Raw genomic sequence first — 25,528 nt, 5'->3', positions numbered from 1 at the left:
GCGACGAGGCGGGCTGACCGAGCTCAGCGCTACAGTTGTCCACAGCCGGCGTCAGCCGATGCCGGCCCCAAGCCCTGGGTCAAAGTTCAATCGGCAGGGTGGGTCAAATTTAGATCGGCGCCAACAAGCTTGGCGAGCCGGCACATGGACTGGACTTCCTCGATCGTGTCGGCAGGCGTGTAACGCTGCTTGCTCAGATAGAACCGTTCGACCACGGCATCGATGATCTTCTCAAGTTCGCCCGAGAGCATCCTGGTGCCAGGTTTGCGGCCCCGCCTCGCCGGAACGAGCGCTGACACGTTGCCCACCCTGAGATAGTCGTTCAGCCAACGGTACAGAGTCGCCACGTGGACGCCGGCCGCCGCGGCTGCTTTCTCGGCCTCCTCGCGAGTACGGCAGGGCGATGCCAGCAAGCCCTTGATGTGTTCGAGCCGACGTTGGGCTTCCTTCCATTCCTCGTCGGAATAGAGGCTCAGATCCCTTGGCCGGTCACGCGGATCAATCTCCGCCGGCTCCGCGGACAACCGCAGTTGTTCAATGGGCAGTCGACAGGATTCAGCAGATTCAAGGTCGACCGCCAGCACCATGTCCATCGAGATCAGGTGGGTGACCTTGTAGCGGCGCGATTCCTGGCCGACCGTCACCACGGTGCCAGGCTCGACCTTGAAGAACTGCGGAGCGATGACCGACCTCATCCGCGCGCGTCCCAGATCGAGCTGTTCATGGTCAGAGGAATGCAAAGGTCGACCATGATTTCTCCCACCGCCACAAGGCGCCAGAGCTCGCACAACGCCGCCATCTGCTTTTCCTTGTCGAACCAGGTTGCGGCCAAAAGGGTCTTTGGCGTCGTCGGCCCGGTGATGGACAGGCTCTGTCGCAATGCCGCCCGGTGCAGTTCCTGCGGCTGCAGGTGCTGGTAGCGGCGAAGAAACCGGATGTTCTCGATCTCTGGGCCACGAATCTGATGCTCGGTCATCAGCTTGAATCGCCAGCCGTTGGCCCGGCAATGCGCTGTCGCCGCCTTGAAGCGCGGCCGATAGAGCAACCAGTTCTCCTGCAGGTCTTCACGGTACTTGACCTCGTAGACCACAGACCACTCCTTGCCGTCTTCAAGGAAATCAGCCTGAACGTCAGGGGTGTAGCGGTGCTCCTTGCCTTGAAGGTCGTAGTACAGCCGGAATGGTTGCTCCAACACCCGCTGCACGCGCCGGTCGAAGGCCAGCATCAAAAGCAGATCCCGCTCGAGCGTGGACTCATGTGCCGCCGATCTGCCGGACGGCATCACGACCCTCCCGGTGATCCCCCGCCTCGTCGGTCTAAGGCGCCGAACGGGTCCAGATGAATCCAGTATTGACATTAGCTGTAATAGCGAAACTAGTCGCGTTATATCGAGTTTTTGAGTCGCATTTTTGTGTGGTGAAGCATCGCCGCCCTATGAGAAAAGGTCAACACCAATGGTCGCGCATTCAAATGGAATTGACAGCGGCTCACCGCCACGGCCAGGCGAGATCTCGCTGGCCCAGCACGGGGTCCTGTTCCTGGACGAACTCCCCGAGTACCCAAGAGCTGCCCTTGAGGCCTTGCGCGAACCGCTGGAGACCGGACGCATCCTCATCTCCAGAGCCGCGCGTCAGGCCGAGTTCCCCGCGCGCTTCCAGCTGATCGCGGCGATGAACCCCTGCCCCTGCGGCCACCTGGGCAATCCGCTCAAGGCCTGCCGCTGTTCGCCCGACCAGATCGCCCGCTACCAGGGCCGGCTCAGCGGGCCCTTCCTGGACCGGCTGGACCTGCTCATCGAAGTGCCCGTCATCCCGCCGCGCGAGCTGCAGGACCTGGCCCCGGGCGAGCCCAGCGCCGTCGTCGCCGAGCGCGTCGCCTTGGCGCGTGAGCGGGCCATACGGCGCCAAGGCGTCGCGAACGCCCAGTTGCAGGCGCAGGACCTGACCGGCCACGCCACGCTGGAGCCCGCCGCCAAGGCGCTGCTGGAACGCTCGGCAGAGAAGCTGGGCTGGTCGGCCCGCAGCTTCCACCGCGTGCTGCGCGTGGCCCGGACGGTGGCGGACTTGGCCGCGGCAGACATCATCGCTGCGGCCCACGTGGCCGAGGCCATCCAGCTACGGCGAGGGCTGCCAGGCAGCACGGCCTGACCCCGGCAACCTGTGTGCCGCGAGGCCGTCAGGTGCGCGTGAAGCCGTTCTCGCTCAGGCGCACTTCGTCGCCGACGCGCAGGCCCGGGTCGCTGCTGCGCTCGAAGCGGCGCGTGCGGCCGTCGCGCTCTTCCACCTTGACGACCCAGACGGTATAGCTCTTCTGGTTCTTCTCGATCTCGTTGCCGGCATAGCCGCCGCCGACGGCACCGGCCACGGTGGCCAGCTTCTTGCCGGTGCCACCGCCGACCATGTTGCCCAGCAGGCCGCCGACGACGGCGCCACCCACCGCGCCCACGCCGCTGGCCTTGCCGTGGCGGGTCTCGGTGTGCACGTCGGTCACGCGACCGCAGCTCTCGCACAGCGCCGGCTGGGCTTCCACGGCGGCGGGCTCGGGCCGGGCCTCGTGCCGCGTGTCGGCGCTGGCCAGACGTTGCGGCTCGGCCTTCGCGGCTTCAGCGGGCGGCGTGGTGTCGGCGCTCTGCGAGCGGCCCACAGCGTAGGCACCGCCGAGCAGAGCCATCACGACGGCAACGCCGGCAACGATCTGGGTGGACTTGACGGACGGGGTGGACATGGCGCTCTCCAGAGGCTTATTGGAATGACTCAAGGATGCCGCCCCGGCCGGGCCGCCCTTGTAGGACAAAACCGCGGCACCGGGTCGGCGAAGTAAGCAGATGTTCGGCGTCAGCCCAGCAGCGGGGCCAGTGCGCGACGCGCCTCGGCGTCGCTGAGGCCGCAACGCACGGCCCAGTCGGCGAGCTGGTCGTCGCCGATGCGGCCGACGTTGAAATAGGCCGCGTCGGGGTGGGCCAGGTAGAAGCCGCTGACGCTGGCGGCCGGCGTCATGGCCATGCTGTCGGTCAGGCCCATGCCAATCTCTTCCGGCGCCAGCACCTTGAAAAGGTCGCGCTTGGCAAGGTGGTCCGGGCAGGCCGGGTAGCCGGGCGCGGGGCGGATGCCACTGTACTTCTCGGCGATCAGCTCGTCGTTGCTCAGCGCCTCGTCGGCTGCGTAGCCCCAGAACTCACGGCGCACGCGCTCGTGCAGCCACTCGGCGGCGGCCTCGGCGAGGCGGTCGGCCAGTGCCTTCAGCATGATGGCGGAGTAGTCGTCGTGCTCGACGAGGAACTGCGCCTCCTTCTTGTCCACGCCCAGGCCGGCCGTCACGGCGAACAGGCCGATGTGGTCGCCACTCTCGGCGACGAAGTCGGACAGGCAGCGGTTGGGCCGCTTCACGCCGTCGACGACCGGCCGCTCGCTCTGCATGCGCAGGCCGTGCCACGTCATCGGCGGCTCGCTGCGGATGGCGATGTCGTCATCGTTGACGCGCGCGGCCGGGTAGAGGCCGAACACCGCATGCGCCTGCAGCCAGCGGCCGTCGATGATCTTCTTCAGCATCGCCTGCGCGTCGGCGAAGACCTTGCGCGCTTCCACGCCGACGACGGAGTCATCAAGGATCGCCGGGTAGGGACCGGCCAGGTCCCAGGTCTGGAAGTAAGGGCCCCAGTCGATGTACTTCGCCAGCTCGGCGAGGTCGAGGTTCTTCAGCACGCGGCGGCCGGTGAACTTCGGCGCGGGCGGCACGCGGCTCAGGTCCAGCCGCGCCGCGTTGGCGCGTGCGGCAGCCAGCGTGACCAGCGGCGTCTGCTTCTTGTTGGCGTGCAGCTGGCGCGTCTTCTCGATGTCGGCCCGCAGCTCGGCGATGTAGGCGGCGGCACGTTCATCCGACAGCAGCTCGGAGCACACGCCCACGGCGCGCGACGCGTCGGGCACGTAGACGACCGGGCCTTCGTAGTGCGGCGAGATCTTGACGGCCGTGTGCACGCGGCTGGTCGTCGCGCCGCCGATCAGCAGCGGCATGTGGCGCGAGGAGAAATACTCGTCGCGCTGCATCTCGGCGGCGACGTGCTGCATCTCCTCGAGGCTGGGCGTGATGAGGCCCGACAGGCCGATGATGTCCGCGCCCTCGTCCTTGGCCTTCTGCAGGATGTCCCGCGCCGGCACCATGACGCCCATGTTGACGACTTCGTAGTTGTTGCACTGCAGGACCACCGTGACGATGTTCTTGCCGATGTCGTGCACGTCGCCCTTGACGGTGGCCATGACGATCTTGCCCTTGGCCTTGACGTCGCCGCCGGCCGCTTCGAGCTGGCGCTTTTCTTCCTCGATGTAGGGCACCAGGTGGGCCACGGCACTCTTCATGACGCGGGCGCTCTTGACCACCTGCGGCAGGAACATCTTGCCCTGGCCGAACAGGTCACCGACGACGTTCATGCCAGCCATCAGCGGCCCCTCGATGACGTGCAGCGGTCGGCCGCCCGTCGCCTGGATGGCCTGCCAGGCCTCCTCGGTGTCCTCGACGATGAAGTCGGTGATGCCATGCACCAGCGCATGCGAGAGCCGCTGGTTCACGTCGCCCGCGCGCCAGGCCAGGCGCGCCGAGTCGTCCTTGCCGGCGCTCTTGGCGCGGTCGGCGATCTCGATGAGGCGTTCGCCGGCGTCGGCGCGGCGGTTCAGCACCACGTCTTCCACACGCTCGCGCAGCTCGGCGTCGAGGTCGTCGTAGACGCCCACCATGCCGGCGTTGACGATGCCCATGTCCATGCCTGCCTGGATGGCGTGGTACAGGAACACCGTGTGGATGGCCTCGCGCACCGGCTCGTTGCCGCGGAAGCTGAAGCTCACGTTGGACACGCCGCCCGACACCTTGGCACCGGGCAGGTTCTGCTTGATCCAGCGCGTGGCCTCGATGAAGTCCACCGCGTAGTTGTCGTGCTCCTCGATGCCCGTCGCGATCGCGAAGATGTTGGGGTCGAAGATGATGTCCTCGGGCGGGAAATCCACCTCGTCGACGAGGATACGGTAGGCCCGCGCGCAGATCTCGGTCTTGCGCGCGAAGGTGTCGGCCTGGCCCTTCTCGTCGAACGCCATGACGACGGCCGCGGCGCCGTAGCGCTTGACGAGCTTGGCCTGGCGCTTGAACTCGGCCTCGCCTTCCTTCAGCGAGATGGAGTTGACGATGCCCTTGCCCTGGATGCACTTCAGGCCGGCCTCGATGACAGCCCACTTGGACGAGTCCACCATGATCGGCACGCGCGCGATCTCAGGCTCGCCGGCGATCAGGTTCAGGAAGCGCACCATGGCCGCCTGGCTGTCCAGCATGGCCTCGTCCATGTTGATGTCGATGACCTGGGCGCCGTTCTCGACCTGCTGGCGGGCCACGGCCAGCGCGTCCTCGAACTGGCCCGCGAGGATCATGCGGGCGAAGGCCTTGGAGCCGGTGACGTTGGTGCGCTCGCCGACGTTGACGAACAGGCTGCCGGCGTCGATGGCGACCGGTTCGAGACCGGAGAGTTTGAGAGGGGGCGGCGAAAGAGTCATCGATGACGGTCCACGGGGGAGATCGATGAGCGCCGTTGGAGAAAAATCCGAGCCTGGCAGGTGCAGACCCTGTCGCAGCGCTCCTCGGATGAAGGCGGGAATTCTACGCAGCCACCCCTTCGCCGTCCCTCAAGTTCGCCTTGCTGCTGCCGAAGCCGACACAGAATCCGCGCTCTGATGGCTACCGACCTCATCCAGCTCCCCGCGCAATCGCTGCGCCTGGGCATGACCCTGCCCTGCGACGTCTACGACGCGGCTGGCAAGCTCCTCTTCGCCCGCGGCCAGGTGCTGCACGACTCTTCCGGCGCGCGCAGCCTGCTGGCCGGCGGCGCCTGGGTGAGGTGCGAAGACACGCTGGAGTACCAGCGCGCCCGGGCCCACCGGCTCGACACGCTGGTGCTGCAGGACAAACCGCTGGCCGACATCGCCAAGGCCGACACCAGCTTCCGGCTGGACACGCCGCCTCCCACCAAGGTCGAACAAGGCCCGCGCGAGGCCTGGTCGGACCTGCTGCTGCACACGCACACCCTGCTGCGCGACAGCGAGCCGGCGGACTTCCCCGCCCGCGTGGCCCAGATCCGCGACACCGCGCTGAAGCGGCTGCACGCCCACCCCGATGCGACGCTGATGCTGCTGGTCTTCGAGAGCAGCCATGCCTTCGAGGACTACAGCGCCCGCCACGCGCTGCTGACGCTGCTGCTGTGCGACCTCGTCGCCCAGCAAATGCAGCTCGCCGCCCCGCTGCGCGAAGCGCTGCAGGGCGCCGCGCTGACGATGAACTTCGGCGCCGGTGCCGCGCACGACCGCCTCGCCAGCCAGGTCGACCCCGCCACGCCGGCACAGCGGCAGGCGATGGCCGCGCACGGCGACCGCGCCGCGCAGCGCCTGGCCGCGGCGGGCGTGACCGACGAGGTCTGGCTGGCCGCCGTGCGCCTGCACCACGACGCCGGCCCCGGCCCGCTGGCGACCCGCGGCGACGGCGAGAAGCTGGCGCGGCTGCTGCGCCGCATCGACATCTTCGGCGCCCGCCTGTCGCCGCGCCGCAGCCGCGCCGCGATGAGTGGCGCCGCGGCGGCCCGCGCCGTCTTCCTCGACGAACTGGGGCAGCCCGACGAAGCCGGCGCCGCCCTCATCAAGACCGTGGGCCTGTACCCGCCCGGCAGCATCGTGCGGCTGGCGAACGGCGAGATCGGCATCGTCTTCAAGCGCGGCTTCAGCGCCAACGAGCCGCTGGTCGCCGCGCTGATCGGCAAGAGCGGCAGCCCGCTGAGCAACCCCGTGCCGCGCGACACACGACTGGCCGCGCAGGCCATCGCGGCCAGCCTCGCGCCGGCCGAGATGAAGCTGCGCGTGAACCTGGATGCGCTGCTGAAGCTCTGACCGGCCGGCGCGGCCAAGCCAAGGGCGGCCCGCGGGCCGCCCTTGTTCATTCGGCACTTGCGCTGGCCTGACTGTGCATATATTCTGTGTATACACATTATGCACAGCAGTCTTTTCATCTCCCAGACGGACGCGCGGCCGATGTATCTGCAGATCGTCGAGCAGATCCGTCAGCGCGTCGCCGCCGGGGACTGGCCGGCGGGGCAGGAGCTGCCGTCCATCCGCGCGCTGGCGGCCGACCTGCGCGTCAGCGTCATCACGGTGAAGCGCGCCTACCAGGATCTCGAATCGGAGGGTGTCATCGTGACCCGCCACGGCAAAGGCTCCTTCATCGCCGACGCGCAGGACGCCGCCCAGGCCGTGCACCGCGCGGAACTGGACACCCACCTCGCCGCGGCCGGCCGCATCGCCCGCACGCTGGGCATGCAGGAAGCCGATCTGGTCGAACGCCTGCGCAACGCGCTGAACAACCAGGAGGCCACCGAATGAAGGCCATCGAAATGACCGGCGTGCGCAAGGCGTTCCGCTTCTTCACGCTGGAAGACGTGTCGCTGGCGCTGGAGCCCGGCCAGATCATGGGCCTCGTCGGCCCCAACGGTGCCGGCAAGAGCACGACGATCCGGCTGCTGATGGGCCTGCTGAGCCCCGACGCCGGCAGCATCCGCCTGCTGGGCCACGACATGCCGCGCGACCAGGCCGCGGCCAAGGCCGACGTCGGCTTCGTCAGCGACGACATGAAGCTGCTGCCGCAGGCCACGCTGGCCTGGCACATGGACTTCGTCGCGTCCGTCTACCCCGGCTGGGACGCGGCCTACGCCGCCACGCTGCTGAAGCGCTTCGGCCTGCATGCGGGGCAGGCGGCCAAAAGCCTGTCCAGTGGCGAGCAGGCCAAGGCGCTGCTGCTGCTGGCGCTGGCCCGCCGGCCGCGCCTGCTGGTGCTGGACGAACCCACGGCCGGCATGGACCCGGTCGCCCGCCAGGAGCTGATGACCGAGTTCATGGACGTGCTGCGCGACGACGAGCGCGCCATCCTGTTCTCGTCGCACAACACGCTGGACGTGGAGCGCATCTCCGACCGCCTCAGCTTCATCGACCGCGGTCGCGTCGTCGCGTCCGACGACAAGGAGGACTTCCTCGAACGCTGGCGCACGCTACGGCTGAGGCTGCCCGACGGCGTCCCGGCGTGGACGCTGCCCGAGATCGTCCAGCGCGACATCGACGGCCCCAACGTCACGCTGACCGTCGACGGCTTCAACGACGACTTCCTCGCCCGCCTCGGCGCGCCGGTGCAGGAAGTGCATCGCATGAGCCTGGAGGAAGTCTTCGTCGCCACCGTCATGCACAGCCGGGAGGTTCACGCGTCATGAACCGGCTCACGCGCAAGCTCATCGCCAAGGAGCTCTACCTCTACCGCTGGCTGCTCGTCGGTGGCACCGCGGCCGGCTTCGTGGGGCTGCTGATCGCGGCCACCGGCGAGGTGGGCTTCAACGTCGGCTTCATCGTCTGGCTGACGGCCGTCATCGCGCTGGGCGTCATGGTGGCGCTGTTCGGCGTGCAGCAGGAGCGCAAGGAGAAGTCGCTGCTCTTCATCCTCAGCCTGCCGCTGTCGCCGGGCGGCTACGTGCGCGCCAAGCTGCTGGGGCTGCTCGCGTGCTTCCTGCTGCCCTGGGCCTTGCTGAGCGCCGGCGCGCTGGGTTTCATCGCCGCACTGCCCGGCGTGCCCGACGGCCTGCTGCCGTACGCGGTGCTGCTGTGCTGCTTCCTGCTGCTGAACTTCTCGGTGGTGCTGTGCGGCGCGCTGCACATCCACTCCGACGCCGGCGTGGGCGGGCTGATCATCCTCACGAACATGTCGATCTCGCTCTTCATGATGGGCGTCGGCCGCGTGCCGGAGATCGGCCGCCACATGAGCCAGGCCGAGCCGGTCTGGAACGCGACTTTCTGGCTGCTGCTGGCAGCCGAACTGGCCACCACGCTGGTGGCGCTCACCCTGCCCCTGCTCTTCGCCGCGCGACGACGCGACGCTCTCTAGAAGGGAATTTCATGACCACCCAACCCAACGGCGAGAGGCTGCACGCCCTCGACGCAGTGCGGAGCTTTGCCCTTTTGCTGGGCGTCGCCTTCCACGCCGCGATGTCCTTCATTCCCGGCATGCCGCCGGGCCTGTGGGCGATGACCGACAACTCGCCCAGCGCCTTCCTCGGCGACGCGAGCTTCGTTGCGCACAGCTTGCGCATGACGCTGTTCTTCTTCATCGCCGGCTTCTTTGCGTGGCTGCTGCACCAGCGGCTGGGCACGCGGGGCTTCTGGGCCAACCGCGCCCGGCGCATCGCCGTGCCGCTGGTGGTGGGCTGGCTGCTGCTGTTCCCGGCCATCGCCTTCGTGTGGATGCTGGGCATGCAGAAGGTCTTCCACGGCGCACCGCCGGCCATGCCCGAGACGCCCAAGGCTACCGGCGCCTTCCCGCTGACGCATCTATGGTTCCTCTACCAGCTGCTGTGGCTGTATGCCGGCGCGCTGCTCGCACGCGGCGTCATCGTGCGGCTGGACCGGCGCGAAGCCTTGCGCGGCCTCGTCGACCGCGTCGTCGCCGCGGCCATCCGCTGGCCGGCCGGCGCGCTGATGCTGGGCTGGCCGCTGGCCGCCTGCCTGCTGGCCACGCCCACGTGGTTCCCGTGGGCCGGCATTCCCACGCCCGACCAGTCGCTGATCCCGCAGCTGCCCGCCACCGTCGGCTTCGGCACGGCCTTCGCGTTCGGTTGGCTGGCGCACCGCGCGCCCGGTGCACTGCCGGCGCTGCGCGCCCGCTGGCTGCCGCACCTGCTGCTGTCCATCGCATCGTCGGCCGTCTGCCTGGTCGTGCTGAAGACACAACCGCCGTTCGGCATGCCCGACAGCCCCAGGCTGGTCTTCGCGCTGGCCTTCGTCGCCTCCGCGTGGAGCTGGACCTTCGCCATCACCGGCGCCGCGCTGCGCTTCCTGTCCGGTCACAGCGCCGTGCGCCGCTACATCGCGGATGCGTCGTACTGGATCTACCTCGTCCACCTGCCCGTCGTCATGGCCCTGCAGGTGTGGGTGGGCGACTCGCCGCTGCACTGGAGCGTCAAGTACCCGTTCGTCGTGGCCGCGAGCCTCGCCCTGCTGTTCCTCAGCTATCACGTCCTCGTACGCTCCACCGTCATCGGCAAGGTGTTGAACGGCAAGGTTTATCCGCGCCGCGCGGTCGCGGCGCCCGTCGCCGAACCCGATGGCGACGTGGTCGCATCGCTGCGCGGTGTGTCCAGGCGCTACGGCGCGCTCGAAGCGCTGAGCTGCGTGGACCTGGACCTCAGGCGCGGCGAACTGCTCGCGCTGCTGGGCCCCAACGGCGCCGGCAAGTCGACCGCCATCTCGCTGTGGCTCGGTCTGCACGAGGCCGACGCCGGCATCGTGCAGTTGCTGGGCGGCGCGCCGCAGGACATCGCGCGGCGCCAGGGGCTGGGCGTCATGATGCAGAACGTCGAGCTGCCGAAAGACCTGAAGGTGCACGAGCTGGTCGCACTGTCGGCCAGCTACTACGCGCAGCCGATGACGGTGAAGCAGGCGCTGGAGCGCGCCGGCATCGTCGAGCTGGCGAACCGCGCCTACGGCAAGCTTTCCGGCGGCCAGAAGCGCCAGGTGCAGTTCGCGCTGGCCATCTGCGGCCGGCCGCGGGTGCTGTTCCTCGACGAGCCCACCGTGGGTCTCGACATCCAGGCCCGCGAGGCCATGTGGGCCAACATCCGCGCGCTGCTGCGCGAGGGCTGCTCGGTGCTGCTGACCACGCACTACCTGGAGGAAGCCGAGGCGCTGGCCACGCGGGTGGCGGTGCTGGCCAAGGGCCGGCTCATCGCGCAGGGCAGCGTGGCCGACATGCGTGCGCTGGTATCGCGCCGCCATATCCGCTGCGAGACGACGCTGCCCGGCGTCGAGGTGCGCCGCTGGCCGGGGGTCGTCGACGTCAGCTGCGATCACGACAAGCTCGCCATCGTCGCGACGGACGCCGAAGCCGTCGTGCGCCGCCTGCTCGCGGCCGACCCGCGGCTGTCGCGGCTGGAGGTGAAGCAGGCCGGGCTCAACGACGCATTCCATGAACTCACGCGGGAGGCTGCATGAACACGACATTGACCCAATCCGCCCCATCACTCGCGCCGGCACGTCGCGCCCCATCGCCCTACGTCGTCGAGATCCGGCTGGAGCTGCTGCGCCTGCTGCGCTCACCCGCCTTCGCGCTGCCGATGTTCGTGCTGCCGGTCGCGCTCTACCTGCTGTTCGCGTTCGCGGTGGCCGGCGAGCAGACGGCGAAGGACCCCGACGCCGCGCGCTTCATGTTCGCCGGCTTCTCGCTGATGGCCGTGACGATGGCCGCCGTGTTCGCGACCTGCCCGTCCATCGCGATGGAGCGCGAGCTGGGCCTGCTGACGCTCAAGCGCGCCCAGCCTGCGCCGCCCGGCGCGTGGCTCGCGGCCAAGATCGTTGCGGGCGTCGTGTGCGGCGCGCTGGCCTATCTGCCGCTGCTCGTCGTCACCGCCGCCAGCGGGCAGACGCTGCTGACGCCCGGGCAGCTCGCCGCGATGAGCGCCGTGCTGGTGGCCGGCGCCATCCCGTTCTGCGCGATGGGCGTCATGGTGGGGTCGCTGGCCAGCGGCTCGGCGGCACCGGCCTACGCACACCTGCTCTACCTGCCAGGGCTGTACCTGTCGGGCGTGTTCTTCCCGCTGCCCCAGTCCATGTGGTTCCAGACCGTGGTCTGGCCGCAGTTCCACCTCAACCAGCTCGTCTTCGCGGCGGGTGGTGTGGCCAAGTTCCGCTACGTCCCGCCGGAAATGGCACTGGCCGCGCTGCTGGGCTTCACGGTGCTGTGCAGCGGCGTGGCGATGTGGCGCCTGAGCCGCAAGGGTTGATCAGTGTGCGGGCGGCCAGGGCGGCGGATTCAGCGAGCGAGTTGCTGCCGCATGTCCATCGTCAGGCGGTACAACTCCTCGGCAGGCACCGCCCTGCGCGAGCGCTCCTCGATTGACGGCCCTTCGGCCCAGAGGAATGGATCCACGGACAGCGCACGGTCCCCCGCAATCTTGGCCACCTCGTCCTGCCAGCCCGGCCACCGCAAGTGCTGATAGAACTCGCTCAGGCCCCGGGACAAGGCCCACGCCAGGAACTCCGAGTAGCCAAGCGCAAGGTTCTCCCAATCCAACGTGTCAGGAGCCAGGTAGAACACCATGCCCAGCTCGTTACCCAGCGCGCCGCCGTTGATGGCGAACAGGCCACCCAGCACGTCATCGGCAATCAGCAGGAACGTTGGGCGGCGTGTCGCGTCGAGCGGTGCCTTGCCGTCATTCCAAGCCGGCAGTGATCTGGGCAGGCGGCGGCTGCCGCAACCCAGAACGCGCAGCCAGCCATGCTCGACAAGCAGCCCCCCCGGTGTGATGCACCACCGCGCCCATGGGCGAGCGGAGCGTCGCCTGCAGTTGCAAGAGGGCGGCGTCCGCCTCGTCCTCGTCAGCAGCAAGCACTTCCACATGCGGCGCCTCGGCAATCCACGCTTGGACCAGCGGCCACGCCGGATCGTTGGTGTTCGTCAATTCGGTCAGAGGGCGCATGGCAAGGTGAGGTTGTGCCAACACTTTGCCACGAGCCGGGGGCGCGGCAATTGTTGCGCGCACCGAGAACGTCGCGGCCGCGTTTGCACCCATATCGGGCTGAAGCATCTGCCTGAATGGCAAAGGGCGCCCCGCAGGCCGCCCTCTTCTTCATGCCGACTGACGATCAGCGCTTGCCCGACGCGTCGGCCGAGGCACTCACCGACACCGAGCGGTCGGCGCGCGATGCGTTGGTGGCGGCGCTGCCCGAAGCCTGGGCGTTGCGGCCGGTGGCCTGCGTGCTGGTGCTGCCCGCGGCGGCGTTCTTGCTGGCGTTGCCGGTGGCCGCGGTGGACAGGGCCGGCGACGTGGAGGCCGTCGTCGTGGCGGGCGTGCTCGCCGTGCTGGGCGTGGCGGCCGTCGTGGTGGTCGCGGCCGGTGTGGTCGTGGCGGTCGGGGTGGTTGCCGCGCCGCTGCCGTTCGCCGCGCCCGCCAGGTTGCCGCTGATGCCGTTGGCCGTGCCGCTGACAGCACCGCCCAGCGACCCGTTCGCGCCGCCCGACGTGTTGGCGGCGGTGGACGACAGTTGGTCTTTCAGGCCCAGGCCGGCCGTCTTCACGCCGCCGACCTTATCGGGCACCGTCGTCTTGGCGCTGTCCGCGCCACCCTTCACGGCGGTCTTGGCATCGGCGGCCTTGTCGGTGACGGTCTGCTTAATGTCGCCCACCTTGTCGGTCACGCCCTGTTTGACATCGCCGACCTGGGTCTTGGTCTGGTCGACCGTGTTCTTGATCAGCGAGCCGTCGGGCGAGGCGGTGGCATTGCCCGCGGCGTTGCCGCCGATGTTGAGCGAGCGTGGCGACAGCGCGCCGGTCAGGCCGCCGGTGAGGCCGCCACCGGCACCGCCGCCGAGCAGGCCGGCGTGGGCATTGGAGGCCAGCAGGCCGGCGGACAGCGCGGCGATGCTCAGCGTGGCGCGGATGACGTGGGTGCGACGGGTTGCAAACATGATGGATCTCCGAGGGTGGTTGTCCTGGAAGGGCCAGCCATTCCGGCCCTTTCACTGAGTACAACGACCGCCGCCCGAAGATCCTTCCCGGCGCGAGTGAAACGAGTTGTGTCAGCGCGACTGCCGCGCCTGCAACTGCTCGGGCACGACACGCAAATCCTCGGCAATCAGCCCGCGGCCGTAGACCGGATCGCGGCCCGGTGCGCCGAGGTCCACGGCCCCCGCTGCAAGCTTCTCGACGGCGGCCGCCGCTGCGGCGACATCGGGCTCGCGCAGCTCGGCAGCCAGCAGGCCCGCCACCAGCGGCGCCGCGAACGAGGTGCCGCGCGCGACGCCGTAGCCGCCGCCGCTGCGCGCCACGGCCATGTCCGCGCCAGGCGCCGCCCACATCACCTGCGGTCCCTGCGCCGCCTCGGGCAGCACGCGGCGATTGAGGTTCACGCCCGTCACGCCGACGACGCCGGCATACGACGCCGGGAACAGCGGCGGCGCGGCCGGGCCGTCGTTGCCGACCGCGGCGACGACCAGGTGGCCGCGCTTCACGAGCGCCGCCACCCCCTGCTCCAGCAGGCGGTTCTGCGGCCCGACGAGGCTGACGTTGACGACGGCCACGCGCTCGCGCGCCATCCAGGCCAGCGCACGCACGACCTCCTCGGCCGAGCCGCCATCGGGCTTGTCGCAGTACACGTCGGCGGCAAACAGCTCGGCCTTGACCGCCGCGCCTTCAAAGCCGCGGTCGCGCCCCACCAGCAGCGACGCGACTGCCGTGCCATGCTCGCTGGGCACCACCGTGCCACCGCAGCCGAAGCTGCCGCCGCCCGCGTGGCGCAGCGCCGCATGCTTGCGGTCCACGCCGCCGTCGATGAGGCCCACGCGGATGGGGCCGGTCTGCTTGACCGCCACACCGGGTGCCCCAGGCGCAACGTCGCCGCTGCGCGAGTAGAGATGGTTGAAGTCGGCCTGCAGATCCGGCTGCGCCGCGCGCAGCTGCGCCAGCGTGCCCGCCGTGTCCAGGCCTGCCGGCACACGCAGCACGACCTCGCGCAGCTCCAGCTCGGGCCAGCTCTCGTCGCGCAGCTTCACGAGGCCCAGCGCCGCCGCCGCGGCCAGCGCCGCGTCGCTGGGCGACACCAGCACCAGCTCCGCACGGCGGATGGGCTCGCCGGCGGGGTCGGCCTCGATGAGGTCCGGGTGGCGGCGCAGCAGGTCGCGCGTGGCCGTCACGCGCTGGTCCACGAGCTTGACGGTGGACGACAGCAGCTCCGGCAACGGCTGCACGACGCGGTCCACCACGCCGCCCAGACGCGACACGCCCGGCAGTTGCAGCGGTGGCAGGCGCAGCTGGGCCTGGGCCGGCAGGCTGATGGCGGCGGCGATGGACAGGGCGAGGACAGGCTTCATGGCGTTCGCGGACGGTTTGATGAGGATAACGAGCGAGGCCCGGAAGAAAATCCATGCCTCGTCCGTTGTCCCTCGTGTAGATGCCCGATTCGCTTTCTGAGCTTCGCCAGGAGATCGCCGCCCTGCTGCCACGGCTGCGCCGTTTCGGCCGCACGCTGGCGCGCTCCCCCGAAGACGCCGACGATCTCGTGCAGGTCGCCATCGAGAAGGCGTTGACGCGCACCGACCAGTGGGCGCCTGGAACGCGCCTGGACAGCTGGATGTTTCGCATCATGCAGAACGCGTGGATCGACGAGTTGAGGGCGCGCGAGCGGCGCGGCCAGACCTTCCTGCCCGAGGAGGAAGGCGAGAACGTGGGCGACGGCACGGCGACGGGTTCGCAGCTCGACGCCATCCTCGTGCGCAAGGCCGTGGCCAAGCTGAGCGAGGAGCATCGCGTCGTGGTGGGCCTGGTGCTCGTGGAAGGCCTGAGCTACCAGGAAGCCGCCGAGACGCTGGGCGTGCCGGTCGGCACCGTCACCAGCCGCGTGGCGCGTGCACGCGAGGCGCTGCAGGAGTTGCTGGGGGAGTGGCCATGAATTTGAACGACGAACAATTGAAGACCGAGCGGCAACGACTGTCCGCCGCGTTCGACGGGGTGCTGAACGAGCCGGTGCCGGACCGCCTCAAGGCGCTGCTGGCCGAACCGGCGCCCACACCGCAGGTGGTGGACCTGGGCGCCGTGCGCGCGCAGCGCAGGGCGATGTCGAACTGGGCCGCCTGGGGCGGCATGGCGGCCACGCTGGTGCTGGGCACGCTGATCGGCACACGCCTGGCGGCGCCCGGCACCGACGACTCGGGCCGGCTGTTGGCCAGCGGTGCCGTCGCCAAGGCGCTGGATCAGCAGCTTGCCAGCGCGCCGGCCGGAAAGGTCGCCGTGCAGATCAGCTTCCGGGCCGTGGATGGCCGGTTCTGCCGCAGCTTCTCGACAGCGACCACGGCCGGCCTGGCCTGCCGCGAGCCCGACGGCGCGTGGGCACTGCAGCAGCTGGCCGCGGCCAACGAGCTCAAGGGCGACATGCGCCAGGCCGCCAGCAGCCTGCCGCCCTCGGTGCTGGCCGCCATCGACGCCACCATGGACGGCGAGGCCTTGAACGCCGAGCAGGAGAAGGCCGCGCGCGACAAGGGCTGGCACTGAGCGGCCAGGCCTGGGCTAGCATCGCCTCGGGTCATCTCTGAGGCTCGCATGCTCTCGCGCTCTTCAACCCGGCTGCCGCGCCTCAGGCGTCGCCTGATTCTCGGCAACCTTGCCGTCCTGGCGGCGTTCGTGCTGATCGGGGCGCTGGTGTTCGACCGCAGCCACCGGACCCGCGAAGCGAGCGCCCGCCAGACGGCGCTGAACCTGGCGCACGCGCTGGGCCAGAACATGGGGGCGGGCTTCAGGCAGGTCGACGACGGCCTGCAGGCGCTGCTGAAGCGGCTGGACGATCTTCAGGCCAAGGGCACGCCGCCGCCCAACGAGGTGGCGCGTGCGGCCGAGAACGAGCGGGCCCGCCTGCCCGCGGTCGAGGCGCTGCGCGTGACCGATGCGAGCGGCCTGGTGCTCAACCCCGGCGACCGGCCCGCCATCTCGATGGCCGACCGCGACTATTTCCAGGCAGCCAGGGCAGCGCCCGCGCAGATGGTGGTCTCCGAGCCGCAGCGGGGGCGCATCGTCGGCGGCTGGGGCCTGGTGCTGGCACGCGCCCGCACCGGTGCTGACGGGAAGTTCGCCGGCATCGTCTACGCCAGCATCAAGACGGAGCGCCTGCGGGAGGAACTCAAGCATGCCGACGTCGGCCCCCAGGGCGCGGCGACGCTGCGCTCACGCTCGCTGCAACTGATCACGCGGTATGCGCCGCGCGATCCCGATCCCGAGGCCGGCATCGGCACGAGCAAGGTGTCCAGGCCGTTGCTGGCCTCGCTGGCCCAGGATGCAGCGCGGGGCAGCTTCGTCTCGCGCACGGCGCTGGACGGTGTCGAGCGCGTCACCGCCTATGAGGCCGTACCCGGTTACCCGATGCTGCTGCTGGTGGGCCTGGCCACGGAAGACTCCCGCACCGCCTGGCACCGCGAGACCGGCCTCGTGGCCGCGGGGCTGCTGCTGGTGCAGGCGCTGCTGGCGTGGGGTTCGGTCGTCATCTACCGCCGCGCGCGACCCGACTGAGCCGAGGCCGGGCCAGGGCTTCAGCCGACGGCCTGGAAGTGCTCCACCGCCGGCGGGCCCGCGAAGAAGCTGCCGATGTGGCCGCGCCAGACCGCGAACAGCGGGCCGTTGCGGAAGCCTTCGGTGTGGTCCTCCAGCGTCTGCCACTCGATGAGCAGCACGTAGCGCTCGGGCGACTCGACGCCGTGCTGCACGTTGATGCGGATGAAGCCCTTGGACTTCGACAGCGCGTTGGCAATGCCCTCGCGCAGCGCGGCTTCGAAGGCGGCCTGCTGGCCGGGCTGGATGCGGATGTCGGCAATTTCGAGAATCATGGACGCGACTCTGCCACGCCTCGGCGGCAAATGATTTCAGCCAGGCTGAGCGCCGGCCTCGGTGGACCGGCGCGCGACTGGGCGAGGGGCTCAAACTTTCAAGCTGTGCCAGATCAGGTGGGTGATGAGCACGCGGGCGCGCTCGAAGTCGGCCTCGTCCAGCGCCGGCTTGCCCATGTAGAGCGAGAACTGCGGGCCCAGGTCGGCGTAGGCCTGCGTGGACGACCAGATCAGGAACATCAGGTGCGTGAAGTCGAGCTGGCGGATGCGGCCCTCGTTGGCCCAGCGCTCGAAGCGGGCCACGTCGGCGTGCAGCAGCGGCATGACCTGCGCCTTCAGCACGTCCTGGTAACGCGGCGCGCCGGCCATGATCTCGCGCGTGAAGACAGCGTTGCCACTGGGGCGCTCACGACTGAAGCGCAGCTTGACCGCGACGTAGTTCTGGATGGCCGTCTCGGGCTCGTCGGCCTCGGTGATGGCCGTCATGCTGGCCATCCACTCGCCCATGACGCTGTCCAGCACGGCGCGGTAGAGGTCTTCCTTGCTGGGCCAGTGGTAGAGCAGGTTCTGGCGTGACAGGTCCAGCGCAGCGGCGATGCTGTCGAGGCTGACGCCTTCGAAACCGAATCGGGCGAATTGACGTTCGGCTTCGGTGAGGATGGCCTCCTGCTTGCGCAGGGTGGCGGCGCGCGGCGTGCGCACGGCAGGAGCGGTCACGGTCATGCACCGGATTCTGCCGTTACGCACCAAGTGCTTGCTGCGGGTTTTTACGCTTCGGTCAAGTTTTACTGAGTAGTAATGTTTGCCCGTTTTTCCCCTGGGAGACCCCTGTGGACCTAGCCGACCTGAAGTCCGGCCGCCTCACGCCCGACGACTACGCGCGCAACTTCGCCGACGCGCATCCGCCGCTGAACCGCACGCAAGCGCTGATCGAGGCCGAGCGCTGCTACTACTGCTACGACGCCCCGTGCCAGACGGCCTGCCCCACGGGAATCGACATCCCGACGTTCATCCAGCGGGTGGCGCAGGACAACGTGCGCGGCGCCGCCGAAGCCATCCTGACGGCCAACCCTTTGGGCGGCATGTGCGCCCGCGTCTGCCCGACGGAGGTGTTATGCGAACAGGCCTGCGTGCGCAACACCAACGAGAGCAAGCCGGTCGAGATCGGCCTGCTGCAGCGCTTCGCCGTGGAGGGTCACTTCGCGAACCCCGGAGCCCGACAGCTTTTTGAAAGAGCCCAACCGACCGGCAAACGCGTGGCCGTCGTCGGTGCCGGCCCGGCCGGCCTGGCCGCCGCGCACGGCCTGGCGTGGCGCGGACACGACGTTGCGCTGTTCGACGCCGCACCAAAGCTGGGCGGCCTCAACGAATACGGCCTCGCCACCTACAAGGTGGCCGGCGGCTTTGCGCAGAAGGAGATCGACTGGCTGCTGTCCATTGGCGGCATCACGCCGAAGCTGAACTGCCGGCTGGGCCGCGACATCACGCTCGACGGCCTGCTGGCCGAGTACGACGCCGTGTTCCTGGGCCTGGGACTGGCAGGCGTCAACGCGCTGGGCATTGCCGAGCCCGAGCTGCCGGGGTTGCGCAATGCCGTCGACTTCATCGCCGAGCTGCGCCAGAACGCGCCGGAAATCGTACCGGTGGGCCGCAAAGTCGTCGTCATCGGCGGCGGCATGACGGCGGTGGACGCCGCCGTGCAGAGCAGGCTGCTGGGTGCCGAACAGGTGACCATGGTCTACCGCCGCGGGCCGGACGGCCTGTCGGCCTCCACGCACGAGCAGCACTGGGCGCAGACCAACGGCGTGACCATCCGCTGCTGGGCGCGACCTCTGGGCGTGGAAGCACAAGGCGGCGTGCTGCGCGGCATGCGCTTCGCCGCCACCAGGCTCGACGGCGGCAAGCTCGTCGACACCGGCGAGCAGTTCTTCATCGAGGCCGACCTCGTGTTGCGCGCCATCGGCCAGAGCTTCGTGGCCGAGCCCATCGGCACCGCAATCGCGCTGGAAGGCGGCCGCATCAAGACCGATGAAGACGGCCAGACCAGCCTGGCCCGCGTCTGGGCCGGCGGCGACTGCCGCCACGGCGGCCGCGACCTGACCGTGGAGGCCGTGGAGCACGGCAAGCGCGCCGCCGTCAGCATCGACCGCGCCCTGGGCCTCGCCACCGCCCGCCATCTCGACAAGGAGGCCACCCATGGCTGACCTGAGCACCAACTTCCTGGGCATCAAGAGCCCCAACCCGTTCTGGCTCGCGTCGGCACCGCCGACCGACAAGGAGGTCAACGTGCGCCGCGCCTTCGAGGCCGGCTGGGGCGGCGTGGTGTGGAAGACGCTGGGCGAGGACCCGCCGGTCGTCAACGTCAACGGCCCGCGCTACGCCACGCTGTTCAGCCAGGACCGCCGCGTCATCGGCTTCAACAACATCGAGCTGATCTCCGACCGGCCGCTGCAGACCAATCTCGACGAGATCAAGCGCGTGAAGCGCGACTTCCCGGACCGGGCCATGATCGTGTCGCTGATGGTGCCGGTGAACGAGGCGAGCTGGAAGTCCATCCTCGAACGCGTGGCCGATACCGGCGCCGACGGCGTGGAGCTGAACTTCGGCTGCCCGCACGGCATGAGCGAGCGCGGCATGGGTTCGGCCGTGGGCCAGGTGCCCGAGTACATCCAGCAGGTCACCGAGTGGTGCAAGAAGCACACGCGCATGCCGGTCATCGTGAAGCTCACGCCCAACATCACCGACGTGCGCTTCCCGGCGCGCGCCGCGCATGCCGGCGGTGCCGATGCGGTCAGCCTGATCAACACCGTCAACTCGGTGATGGGCGTGGACCTGGACCGCATGATCATGAGCCCGCACACCGACGGCCTGGGCTCGCACGGCGGTTACTGCGGCCCGGCCGTGAAGCCCATCGCGCTGAACATGGTGGCCGAGATCGCGCGCGACCCGACCACGGCGGACCTGCCCATCAGCGGCATCGGCGGCATCACGACGTGGCGCGACGCGGCCGAGTTCATCGCCATGGGCTGCGGCACCGTGCAGGTCTGCACCGCCGCCATGGTCTACGGCTTCAAGATCGTGCAGGACCTGTGCTCGGGCCTGTCCAACTTCATGGACGACAAGGGCTATAGGACGCTGGCCGACTTCCAGGGCCGCGCGGTGCCCACGGTGAAGAACTGGAACCAGCTCAACCTGAACCACGTCGAGAAGGCGGTGATCGACCAGGACTCGTGCATCCAGTGCGGGCGCTGCCACGTCGTCTGCGAAGACACCTCGCACCAGGCGATCTTCGCCACCAAGGACGGCAAGCGGCACTTCCACGTGAACAACGCCGAATGCGTGGGTTGCAACTTGTGCGTGTCGATCTGCCCCGTCCCTGGCACCATCTCGATGCGTGCGCTCCAGCCCGGCGAAACCGATGTGCGCACCGGCCGCGTCATCGACGGCAGCTACGCGAACTGGACCACGCATCCGAACAACCCGATGCGCACGAGCTGCGCCTGAAGGACGAAAGATGAGTCAGTATGAAGTCGGCCACTGGATCGCCGGCGAGATCAGCCGCGGCAGCGGCACACGCCAGCAGGACATCCACAACCCCGCCACCGGCCAGGTGCAAGGCCAGCTGCTGCTGGGCAGCGTGGCCGACCTCGACGCCGCGGTCGCGTCCGCCATGCAGGCCGCGAAGAGCTGGAGCCAGACGCCACCGCTGGCCCGCGCCCGCGTGCTGTTCAAGTTCCTCACGCTGCTGCAGGAGCGCAAGGAGCAGCTCGCCGAAGCCATCGTGCGCGAGCACGGCAAGACGCTGCCCGACGCGCTCGGCGAGGTGGCCCGCGGCATCGAGGTCGTCGAGTTCGCGACGGCGATGCCGCAGCTGCTGAAGGGCGAGTACACCGAGCAGATTGCCCGCGGCATGGACGCATGGAGCATGCGCCAGCCGCTGGGCGTCGTGGCCGGCATCACGCCGTTCAACTTCCCGGCCATGGTGCCGATGTGGATGTACCCCATCGCCATCGGCTGCGGCAACGCCTTCATCCTCAAGCCCAGCGAGCGCGACCCGTCGGCCTCGCTACTGATGGCGCAGTGGCTGAAGGAAGCCGGTCTGCCCGACGGCATCTTCAGCGTCATCCAGGGCGACAAGGACATCGTCGACGCCATCCTGGCGCACCCCGGCATCGCCGCGGTCAGCTTCGTCGGCTCCACGCCGGTGGCCGAGCACATCTACAAGGTCGGTTCGTCCTTCGGCAAACGAGTGCAGGCGCTGGGCGGCGCGAAGAACCACATGGTCGTCATGCCCGACGCCGACCTCGACGGCGCGGTGGACGCGCTGATGGGCGCGGCCTACGGCTCGGCCGGCGAGCGCTGCATGGCGATCTCGGTGGCCGTGGCGGTGGGCGATGTGGGCGACAAGCTCGTTGCGGCCCTCGCACCCAAGGTGAAGGCGCTGAAGATCGGCGAAGGCCATCAGCCAGGCGCCGAGATGGGGCCTCTGATCACGCGTGCCTCGCAGCAGCGCGTGGAGCGGCTCATCGGCGAAGGCGTCGAGGCCGGCGCGAAGGCGGTCGTCGACGGCCGCGGCCTGCGCGTGCCGGGGCACGAGGACGGCTTCTTCGTCGGCGGCACCATCCTCGACGGCGTCAGCGCCGACATGAGCTGCTACACGGAAGAAATCTTCGGCCCCGTGCTGTGCGTCGTGCGCGTACCCGACCTGGCCGCGGCCATCGCGCTCATCGAGGCCAACGAGTACGCCAACGGCGTGGCCATCTTCACGCGCGACGGCCACGTGGCGCGCGAGTTCGTGCACCACATCCAGGTCGGCATGGTGGGCGTGAACGTGCCGCTGCCGGTGCCCATGGCCTTCAACAGCTTCGGGGGCTGGAAGCGCAGCCTGTTCGGCGACCACCACGCCTACGGCCCCGAGGCGGTGCGCTTCTACACCAAGCACAAGGCCGTCATGCAGCGCTGGCCCGACTCGACCCCGAAGGGCCCGCAATTTGCTTTCCCGCAGAACACGTGAGCCCCTCGCCCAATCTCGCCCCGCTGAACGCGGGCGAGCCTGGTCGGTCCCCCGCGGGGACGGCGATGCTCGTGGCATCGAGCCACGAGCACATCGCCTAGGGCGGGCCGGCTTGGGAGCGGCCCGGCGCTCGCCCCGCAATGCGACATGCACCACTGAGCACAAGGAAGCACCATGACCGACCCCACGCTGAGCAATCCTGATCTGGTCCCGACCACGTCCGCTCAGCGAACGTGGCGCTGGTACCACTTCGCCGCGCTGTGGGTCGGCATGGTGATGTGCATCCCGGCGTACACGCTGGCGTCCAGCCTCATCGAGTCCGGCATGAGCTGGAGCCAGGCCGTGGGCACGGTGTTCCTCGGCAACCTCATCGTGCTGGTGCCCATGCTGCTGATCGGCCATGCCGGCGCCAAGTACGGCATCCCCTATGCCGTGCTGGCGCGCGCCTCGTTCGGCACGCAGGGCGCGCGGCTGCCGGCCCTGCTGCGCGCACTCGTGGCCTGCGGCTGGTACGGCATCCAGACCTGGTTTGGCGGGCAGATGATCTACACGCTGATGGGCGTGCTGGTCGGCCATCCGCTCAGCGTCGAGCCGCTGCCCGTGCTGGGCATCAGCGCGGCGCAGTTCGGCTGCTTCCTGCTGTTCTGGGCGCTGCAGTTCTACTTCGTTGTGCACGGCATCGAGGCCATCCGCAAGCTGGAGACCTACACGGCGCCGATCAAGATCGTCATCTGCTTCGTGCTGCTGTGGTGGGCGTGGGACAAGGCCGGTGGCTTCGGCCCCATCCTCGACCAGCCCTCGGCCTTCGTCGAAGGCGGCAAGAAGGCCGGCCAGTTCTCGTCGGCGTTCTGGCCGTCGCTCACCGCGATGGTGGGCTTCTGGGCCACGCTGGCGCTGAACATCCCCGACTTCACGCGCTTCGCCAAGAGCCAGCGCGACCAGCTCGTCGGCCAGGCCATCGGCCTGCCGGTGCCGATGGGGCTGCTGGCGGCGCTCGCCGTGTTCGTCACCTCGGCCACCGTCGTCATCTACGGCAAGGCGCTGTGGGACCCGGTGGACGTGGCCAGCCGCATGACCGGCGCGGCCGTGCTGATCGGCCTCATCGTGCTGCTGATCGACACCGTCAGCGTCAACCTCGCGGCCAACCTCGTCGGCCCGGCCTACGACTTCTCGGCGCTGGCGCCGGGCAAGGTCAGCTACAAGCTGGGCGGCATCATCACCGCCGGCATCGCCATCGCGATGATGCCGTGGAAGATCCTGGCCTCCACGCAGGGCTACATTTTCACGTGGCTGATCGGCTACTCGGCGCTGTTGGGGCCGGTGGCGGGCATCCTCATCGTCGACTACTACGTGCTGCGCAAGACGGAGCTGGTCGTCGATGACCTCTACCGCGAAGGCGGCCGCTACAGCTACCGCGGCGGCTGGAACACCGCCGCACTGATCGCCTTCGTCATCGGCGTGGCACCCAACATCCCCGGCTTCCTGAACGCCGCCTTCCCAGCCGCCTTCCCCGAGGTCGGCGCGGCGTTCAAGGCCATCTACACCTACGCCTGGTTCGCCGGCCTGGCGCTCGCCGCTATCGTCTACGGCGCGCTGATGGCGGGCAAGACCCAACCCCAACCGCTCACGAGGAGCGCGACATGAGCCTGTTGATCCGCGGTGCCGTCGTCGTCAATGCCGACGCCGAATCCCGCACCGATGTGTTGTGTGTCGACGGCCGCATCGCCGCCCTCGGCGAGCGCGCTGTGCGAGAGGCCCCGGCCGGAACGACGACGCTGGACGGCACCGGCCAGTACCTGATCCCCGGCGGCATCGACCCGCACACGCACATGCAGCTGCCCTTCATGGGCACGGTCACGCAGGATGACTTCTTCACCGGCACGGCGGCGGCGCTGGCCGGCGGCACGACCAGCATCATCGACTTCGTCATCCCCAACCCGCAGCAGCCGCTGATGGACGCCTACCGCACTTGGCGCGGCTGGGCCGAGAAGAGCGCGGCGGACTACGCCTTCCACGTCGCCGTGACGTGGTGGGACAAGACCGTCAGCGACGACATGGGCATCCTCGTGCGCGAGGAAGGCGTGAACAGCTTCAAGCACTTCATGGCCTACAAGAACGCCATCATGTGCGACGACGAGACGCTGGTGAACAGCTTCAAGCGTGCGCTCGAACTGGGCGCCATGCCGACCGTGCACGCCGAGAACGGCGAGCTGGTCTACCTGCTGCAGGCCGAGGTCGCCAAGATGGGCATCACCGGGCCCGAGGGCCACCCGATGTCGCGCCCGCCCATGGTCGAGGGCGAGGCCGCCAACCGCGCCATCGCCATTGCCGATGTTTTGGGCGTGCCGATCTACATCGTGCATGTGTCGTGCATCGAAAGCGCCGAGGCCATCGCCCGTGCGCGCGCCCGTGGCCAGCGCGTCTACGGCGAAGTGCTGGCGGGCCACTTGCTCATCGACGACAGCGTCTACCGCGATCCGGACTTCGCCAAGGCCGCCGCCTATGTGATGAGCCCGCCCTTCCGTCCCAAGATCCACCAGGAGTTCCTGTGGCGCGGCCTGCAGAGCGGCCAGCTGCACACGACCGCGACCGACCACTGCACCTTCTGCGCGAGCCAGAAGGCCGCTGGCATCGACAACTTCGCCAAGATCCCCAACGGCTGCGGCGGCGTCGAGGAGCGCATGGCCGTGCTGTGGGACGCCGGCGTCAACTCCGGCCGGCTGACACCCAGCGAGTTCGTCGCCATCACGTCCGCCAACGCGGCCAAGCTGTTCAACTTGTACCCGCGCAAGGGCGTCATCGCCGAAGGTGCGGACGCCGACCTCGTGCTGTGGGACCCGGCCGGCATCAAGACGCTGAGCGCCAGGACGCAGTTCTCCAAGAACGACTTCAACATCTTCGAGGGTCGCACCGTGCGCGGCATCCCGAGCCACACGATCGCGCAAGGCCGCGTCGTGTTCGCCCGCGGCGAGTTGCGTGCCGAGCAAGGCACCGGCCGCTACCTGAAGCGCCCGCCGTTCGGCCCGCAGTTCGACGCCGCCATCAAGCGCTCGCACGACCTCGCTCCCACCGCCGTCGCGCGCTAAAAGGATTCACG

The 25,528-nt window shown here is 69.2% G+C and carries 24 protein-coding genes, 1 pseudogene and 1 riboswitch; of the genes and pseudogenes, 15 read left to right on the top strand and 10 right to left on the bottom strand.

Going from position 1 to position 25,528, the window contains the following annotated elements; genetic code table 11:
• Positions 1 to 86: 86 nt before the first annotated feature.
• Together ACG04R_RS25070 and ACG04R_RS25065 are read right to left on the bottom strand one after the other, a co-directional pair.
• Positions 87 to 695, bottom strand: coding sequence for a hypothetical protein (locus tag ACG04R_RS25070; protein ID WP_394416608.1), 609 nt, complete (start codon positions 693 to 695; stop codon positions 87 to 89).
• Positions 692 to 1,225: a TnsA endonuclease N-terminal domain-containing protein gene (locus ACG04R_RS25065; RefSeq protein ID WP_394416606.1), complete on the bottom strand. Its 534-nt coding sequence runs from the start codon at positions 1,223 to 1,225 to the stop codon at positions 692 to 694. Before ACG04R_RS25065 ends, ACG04R_RS25070 begins: the two co-directional genes overlap by 4 nt.
• Before the next feature lie 175 nt (positions 1,226 to 1,400).
• Between ACG04R_RS25065 and ACG04R_RS25060 the strand changes: the two are divergent.
• Positions 1,401 to 2,147: pseudogene (locus tag ACG04R_RS25060) on the top strand (ATP-binding protein); the annotation flags it as partial.
• A gap of 28 nt (positions 2,148 to 2,175) precedes the next feature.
• Here the strand turns inward: ACG04R_RS25060 and ACG04R_RS25055 are convergent.
• Together ACG04R_RS25055 and metH are read right to left on the bottom strand one after the other, a co-directional pair.
• Positions 2,176 to 2,724 carry a glycine zipper 2TM domain-containing protein gene (locus ACG04R_RS25055; protein WP_394416604.1) on the bottom strand — a complete coding sequence of 183 codons (549 nt, stop codon included), beginning with the start codon at positions 2,722 to 2,724 and terminating at the stop codon, positions 2,176 to 2,178.
• 110 nt (positions 2,725 to 2,834) lie between these two features.
• Positions 2,835 to 5,531, bottom strand: a complete 2,697-nt coding sequence (metH, locus tag ACG04R_RS25050) for a methionine synthase (RefSeq protein WP_394416602.1) — start codon at positions 5,529 to 5,531, stop codon at positions 2,835 to 2,837.
• Between the two features lie 20 nt (positions 5,532 to 5,551).
• A riboswitch (S-adenosyl-L-homocysteine riboswitch) is annotated at positions 5,552 to 5,623 on the bottom strand.
• A gap of 85 nt (positions 5,624 to 5,708) precedes the next feature.
• On the opposite strand from metH, the gene ACG04R_RS25045 reads away from it, so the two are divergent.
• The 6 genes from ACG04R_RS25045 to ACG04R_RS25020 all read left to right on the top strand — a co-directional run bounded on the left by ACG04R_RS25045 (position 5,709) and on the right by ACG04R_RS25020 (position 11,833).
• The gene (locus ACG04R_RS25045; RefSeq protein WP_394416600.1) at positions 5,709 to 6,911 is read left to right on the top strand and encodes an HD-GYP domain-containing protein; all 1,203 of its coding nucleotides are present in this window, start codon (positions 5,709 to 5,711) and stop codon (positions 6,909 to 6,911) included.
• A 141-nt stretch (positions 6,912 to 7,052) separates the two neighbouring features.
• On the top strand, positions 7,053 to 7,400 hold the full coding sequence (locus ACG04R_RS25040) for a GntR family transcriptional regulator (RefSeq protein WP_394416598.1): 348 nt from the start codon (positions 7,053 to 7,055) through the stop codon (positions 7,398 to 7,400).
• Positions 7,397 to 8,278, top strand: a complete 882-nt coding sequence (locus ACG04R_RS25035) for an ABC transporter ATP-binding protein (protein ID WP_394416596.1) — start codon at positions 7,397 to 7,399, stop codon at positions 8,276 to 8,278. The genes ACG04R_RS25040 and ACG04R_RS25035 overlap by 4 nt, the downstream gene beginning before the upstream one ends.
• The gene (locus tag ACG04R_RS25030) at positions 8,275 to 8,943 is read left to right on the top strand and encodes a hypothetical protein (RefSeq protein ID WP_394416594.1); all 669 of its coding nucleotides are present in this window, start codon (positions 8,275 to 8,277) and stop codon (positions 8,941 to 8,943) included. The genes ACG04R_RS25035 and ACG04R_RS25030 overlap by 4 nt, the downstream gene beginning before the upstream one ends.
• An 11-nt stretch (positions 8,944 to 8,954) precedes the next feature.
• Entirely contained in the window at positions 8,955 to 11,045 is a 2,091-nt protein-coding gene (locus tag ACG04R_RS25025; protein WP_394416592.1) for an ATP-binding cassette domain-containing protein, read from the top strand.
• On the top strand, positions 11,042 to 11,833 hold the full coding sequence (locus tag ACG04R_RS25020) for an ABC transporter permease (protein WP_394416590.1): 792 nt from the start codon (positions 11,042 to 11,044) through the stop codon (positions 11,831 to 11,833). Before ACG04R_RS25025 ends, ACG04R_RS25020 begins: the two co-directional genes overlap by 4 nt.
• 29 nt (positions 11,834 to 11,862) lie before the next feature.
• Here ACG04R_RS25020 and ACG04R_RS25015 read toward each other — a convergent pair whose 3' ends face one another.
• The 4 genes from ACG04R_RS25015 to ACG04R_RS25000 form a co-directional block, all read right to left on the bottom strand.
• Positions 11,863 to 12,291: a DUF2625 family protein gene (locus ACG04R_RS25015; RefSeq protein WP_394416610.1), complete on the bottom strand. Its 429-nt coding sequence runs from the start codon at positions 12,289 to 12,291 to the stop codon at positions 11,863 to 11,865.
• Positions 12,263 to 12,529: a DUF2625 family protein gene (locus tag ACG04R_RS25010; protein WP_394416588.1), complete on the bottom strand. Its 267-nt coding sequence runs from the start codon at positions 12,527 to 12,529 to the stop codon at positions 12,263 to 12,265. The genes ACG04R_RS25015 and ACG04R_RS25010 overlap by 29 nt, the downstream gene beginning before the upstream one ends.
• A gap of 166 nt (positions 12,530 to 12,695) precedes the next feature.
• Positions 12,696 to 13,517 (bottom strand): hypothetical protein, encoded by an 822-nt coding sequence (locus ACG04R_RS25005; RefSeq protein ID WP_394416586.1) that lies wholly within the window; start codon positions 13,515 to 13,517, stop codon positions 12,696 to 12,698.
• A 111-nt stretch (positions 13,518 to 13,628) separates the two neighbouring features.
• Positions 13,629 to 14,918 (bottom strand): S8 family serine peptidase, encoded by a 1,290-nt coding sequence (locus ACG04R_RS25000; protein WP_394416584.1) that lies wholly within the window; start codon positions 14,916 to 14,918, stop codon positions 13,629 to 13,631.
• An 80-nt stretch (positions 14,919 to 14,998) separates the two neighbouring features.
• Here ACG04R_RS25000 and ACG04R_RS24995 point away from each other — a divergent pair, with 80 nt between their 5' ends.
• Genes ACG04R_RS24995 through ACG04R_RS24985 form a run of 3 tightly spaced genes read left to right on the top strand, consistent with a single transcriptional unit; the run spans position 14,999 to position 17,103 of the window.
• Positions 14,999 to 15,496 carry a sigma-70 family RNA polymerase sigma factor gene (locus ACG04R_RS24995; protein ID WP_394416582.1) on the top strand — a complete coding sequence of 166 codons (498 nt, stop codon included), beginning with the start codon at positions 14,999 to 15,001 and terminating at the stop codon, positions 15,494 to 15,496.
• Entirely contained in the window at positions 15,493 to 16,095 is a 603-nt protein-coding gene (locus ACG04R_RS24990; RefSeq protein WP_394416580.1) for a NepR family anti-sigma factor, read from the top strand. Before ACG04R_RS24995 ends, ACG04R_RS24990 begins: the two co-directional genes overlap by 4 nt.
• Before the next feature lie 48 nt (positions 16,096 to 16,143).
• Entirely contained in the window at positions 16,144 to 17,103 is a 960-nt protein-coding gene (locus ACG04R_RS24985; RefSeq protein ID WP_394416578.1) for a PDC sensor domain-containing protein, read from the top strand.
• 20 nt (positions 17,104 to 17,123) lie between these two features.
• Here ACG04R_RS24985 and ACG04R_RS24980 read toward each other — a convergent pair whose 3' ends face one another.
• Both ACG04R_RS24980 and ACG04R_RS24975 read right to left on the bottom strand, forming a co-directional pair.
• Positions 17,124 to 17,417, bottom strand: a complete 294-nt coding sequence (locus ACG04R_RS24980) for an antibiotic biosynthesis monooxygenase family protein (RefSeq protein WP_394416576.1) — start codon at positions 17,415 to 17,417, stop codon at positions 17,124 to 17,126.
• Between the two features lie 90 nt (positions 17,418 to 17,507).
• Entirely contained in the window at positions 17,508 to 18,140 is a 633-nt protein-coding gene (locus ACG04R_RS24975) for a TetR family transcriptional regulator C-terminal domain-containing protein (protein WP_394416574.1), read from the bottom strand.
• 107 nt (positions 18,141 to 18,247) lie between these two features.
• On the opposite strand from ACG04R_RS24975, the gene ACG04R_RS24970 reads away from it, so the two are divergent.
• The 5 genes from ACG04R_RS24970 (at position 18,248) to hydA (ending at position 25,517) form a co-directional block, all read left to right on the top strand.
• Complete coding sequence (locus tag ACG04R_RS24970) at positions 18,248 to 19,621, top strand: NAD(P)-dependent oxidoreductase (RefSeq protein ID WP_394416572.1); 1,374 nt, start codon at positions 18,248 to 18,250, stop codon at positions 19,619 to 19,621.
• Positions 19,614 to 20,921: an NAD-dependent dihydropyrimidine dehydrogenase subunit PreA gene (gene preA / locus ACG04R_RS24965; protein ID WP_394416570.1), complete on the top strand. Its 1,308-nt coding sequence runs from the start codon at positions 19,614 to 19,616 to the stop codon at positions 20,919 to 20,921. The genes ACG04R_RS24970 and preA overlap by 8 nt, the downstream gene beginning before the upstream one ends.
• A 10-nt stretch (positions 20,922 to 20,931) precedes the next feature.
• Positions 20,932 to 22,431: a CoA-acylating methylmalonate-semialdehyde dehydrogenase gene (locus ACG04R_RS24960; protein ID WP_394416568.1), complete on the top strand. Its 1,500-nt coding sequence runs from the start codon at positions 20,932 to 20,934 to the stop codon at positions 22,429 to 22,431.
• 174 nt (positions 22,432 to 22,605) lie between these two features.
• On the top strand, positions 22,606 to 24,075 hold the full coding sequence (locus tag ACG04R_RS24955) for an NCS1 family nucleobase:cation symporter-1 (protein WP_394416566.1): 1,470 nt from the start codon (positions 22,606 to 22,608) through the stop codon (positions 24,073 to 24,075).
• Positions 24,072 to 25,517 (top strand): dihydropyrimidinase, encoded by a 1,446-nt coding sequence (gene hydA / locus ACG04R_RS24950; RefSeq protein ID WP_394416564.1) that lies wholly within the window; start codon positions 24,072 to 24,074, stop codon positions 25,515 to 25,517. The genes ACG04R_RS24955 and hydA overlap by 4 nt, the downstream gene beginning before the upstream one ends.
• The last annotated feature ends 11 nt before the right edge of the window (positions 25,518 to 25,528 follow it).

It is taken from the genome of Pelomonas candidula, assembly GCF_043555985.1.
Lineage (GTDB): Bacteria > Pseudomonadota > Gammaproteobacteria > Burkholderiales > Burkholderiaceae_C > Pelomonas > Pelomonas candidula.
Note: the sequence above shows the minus strand (reverse complement) of the source record. Positions and strands in the feature narration are given on the sequence as shown.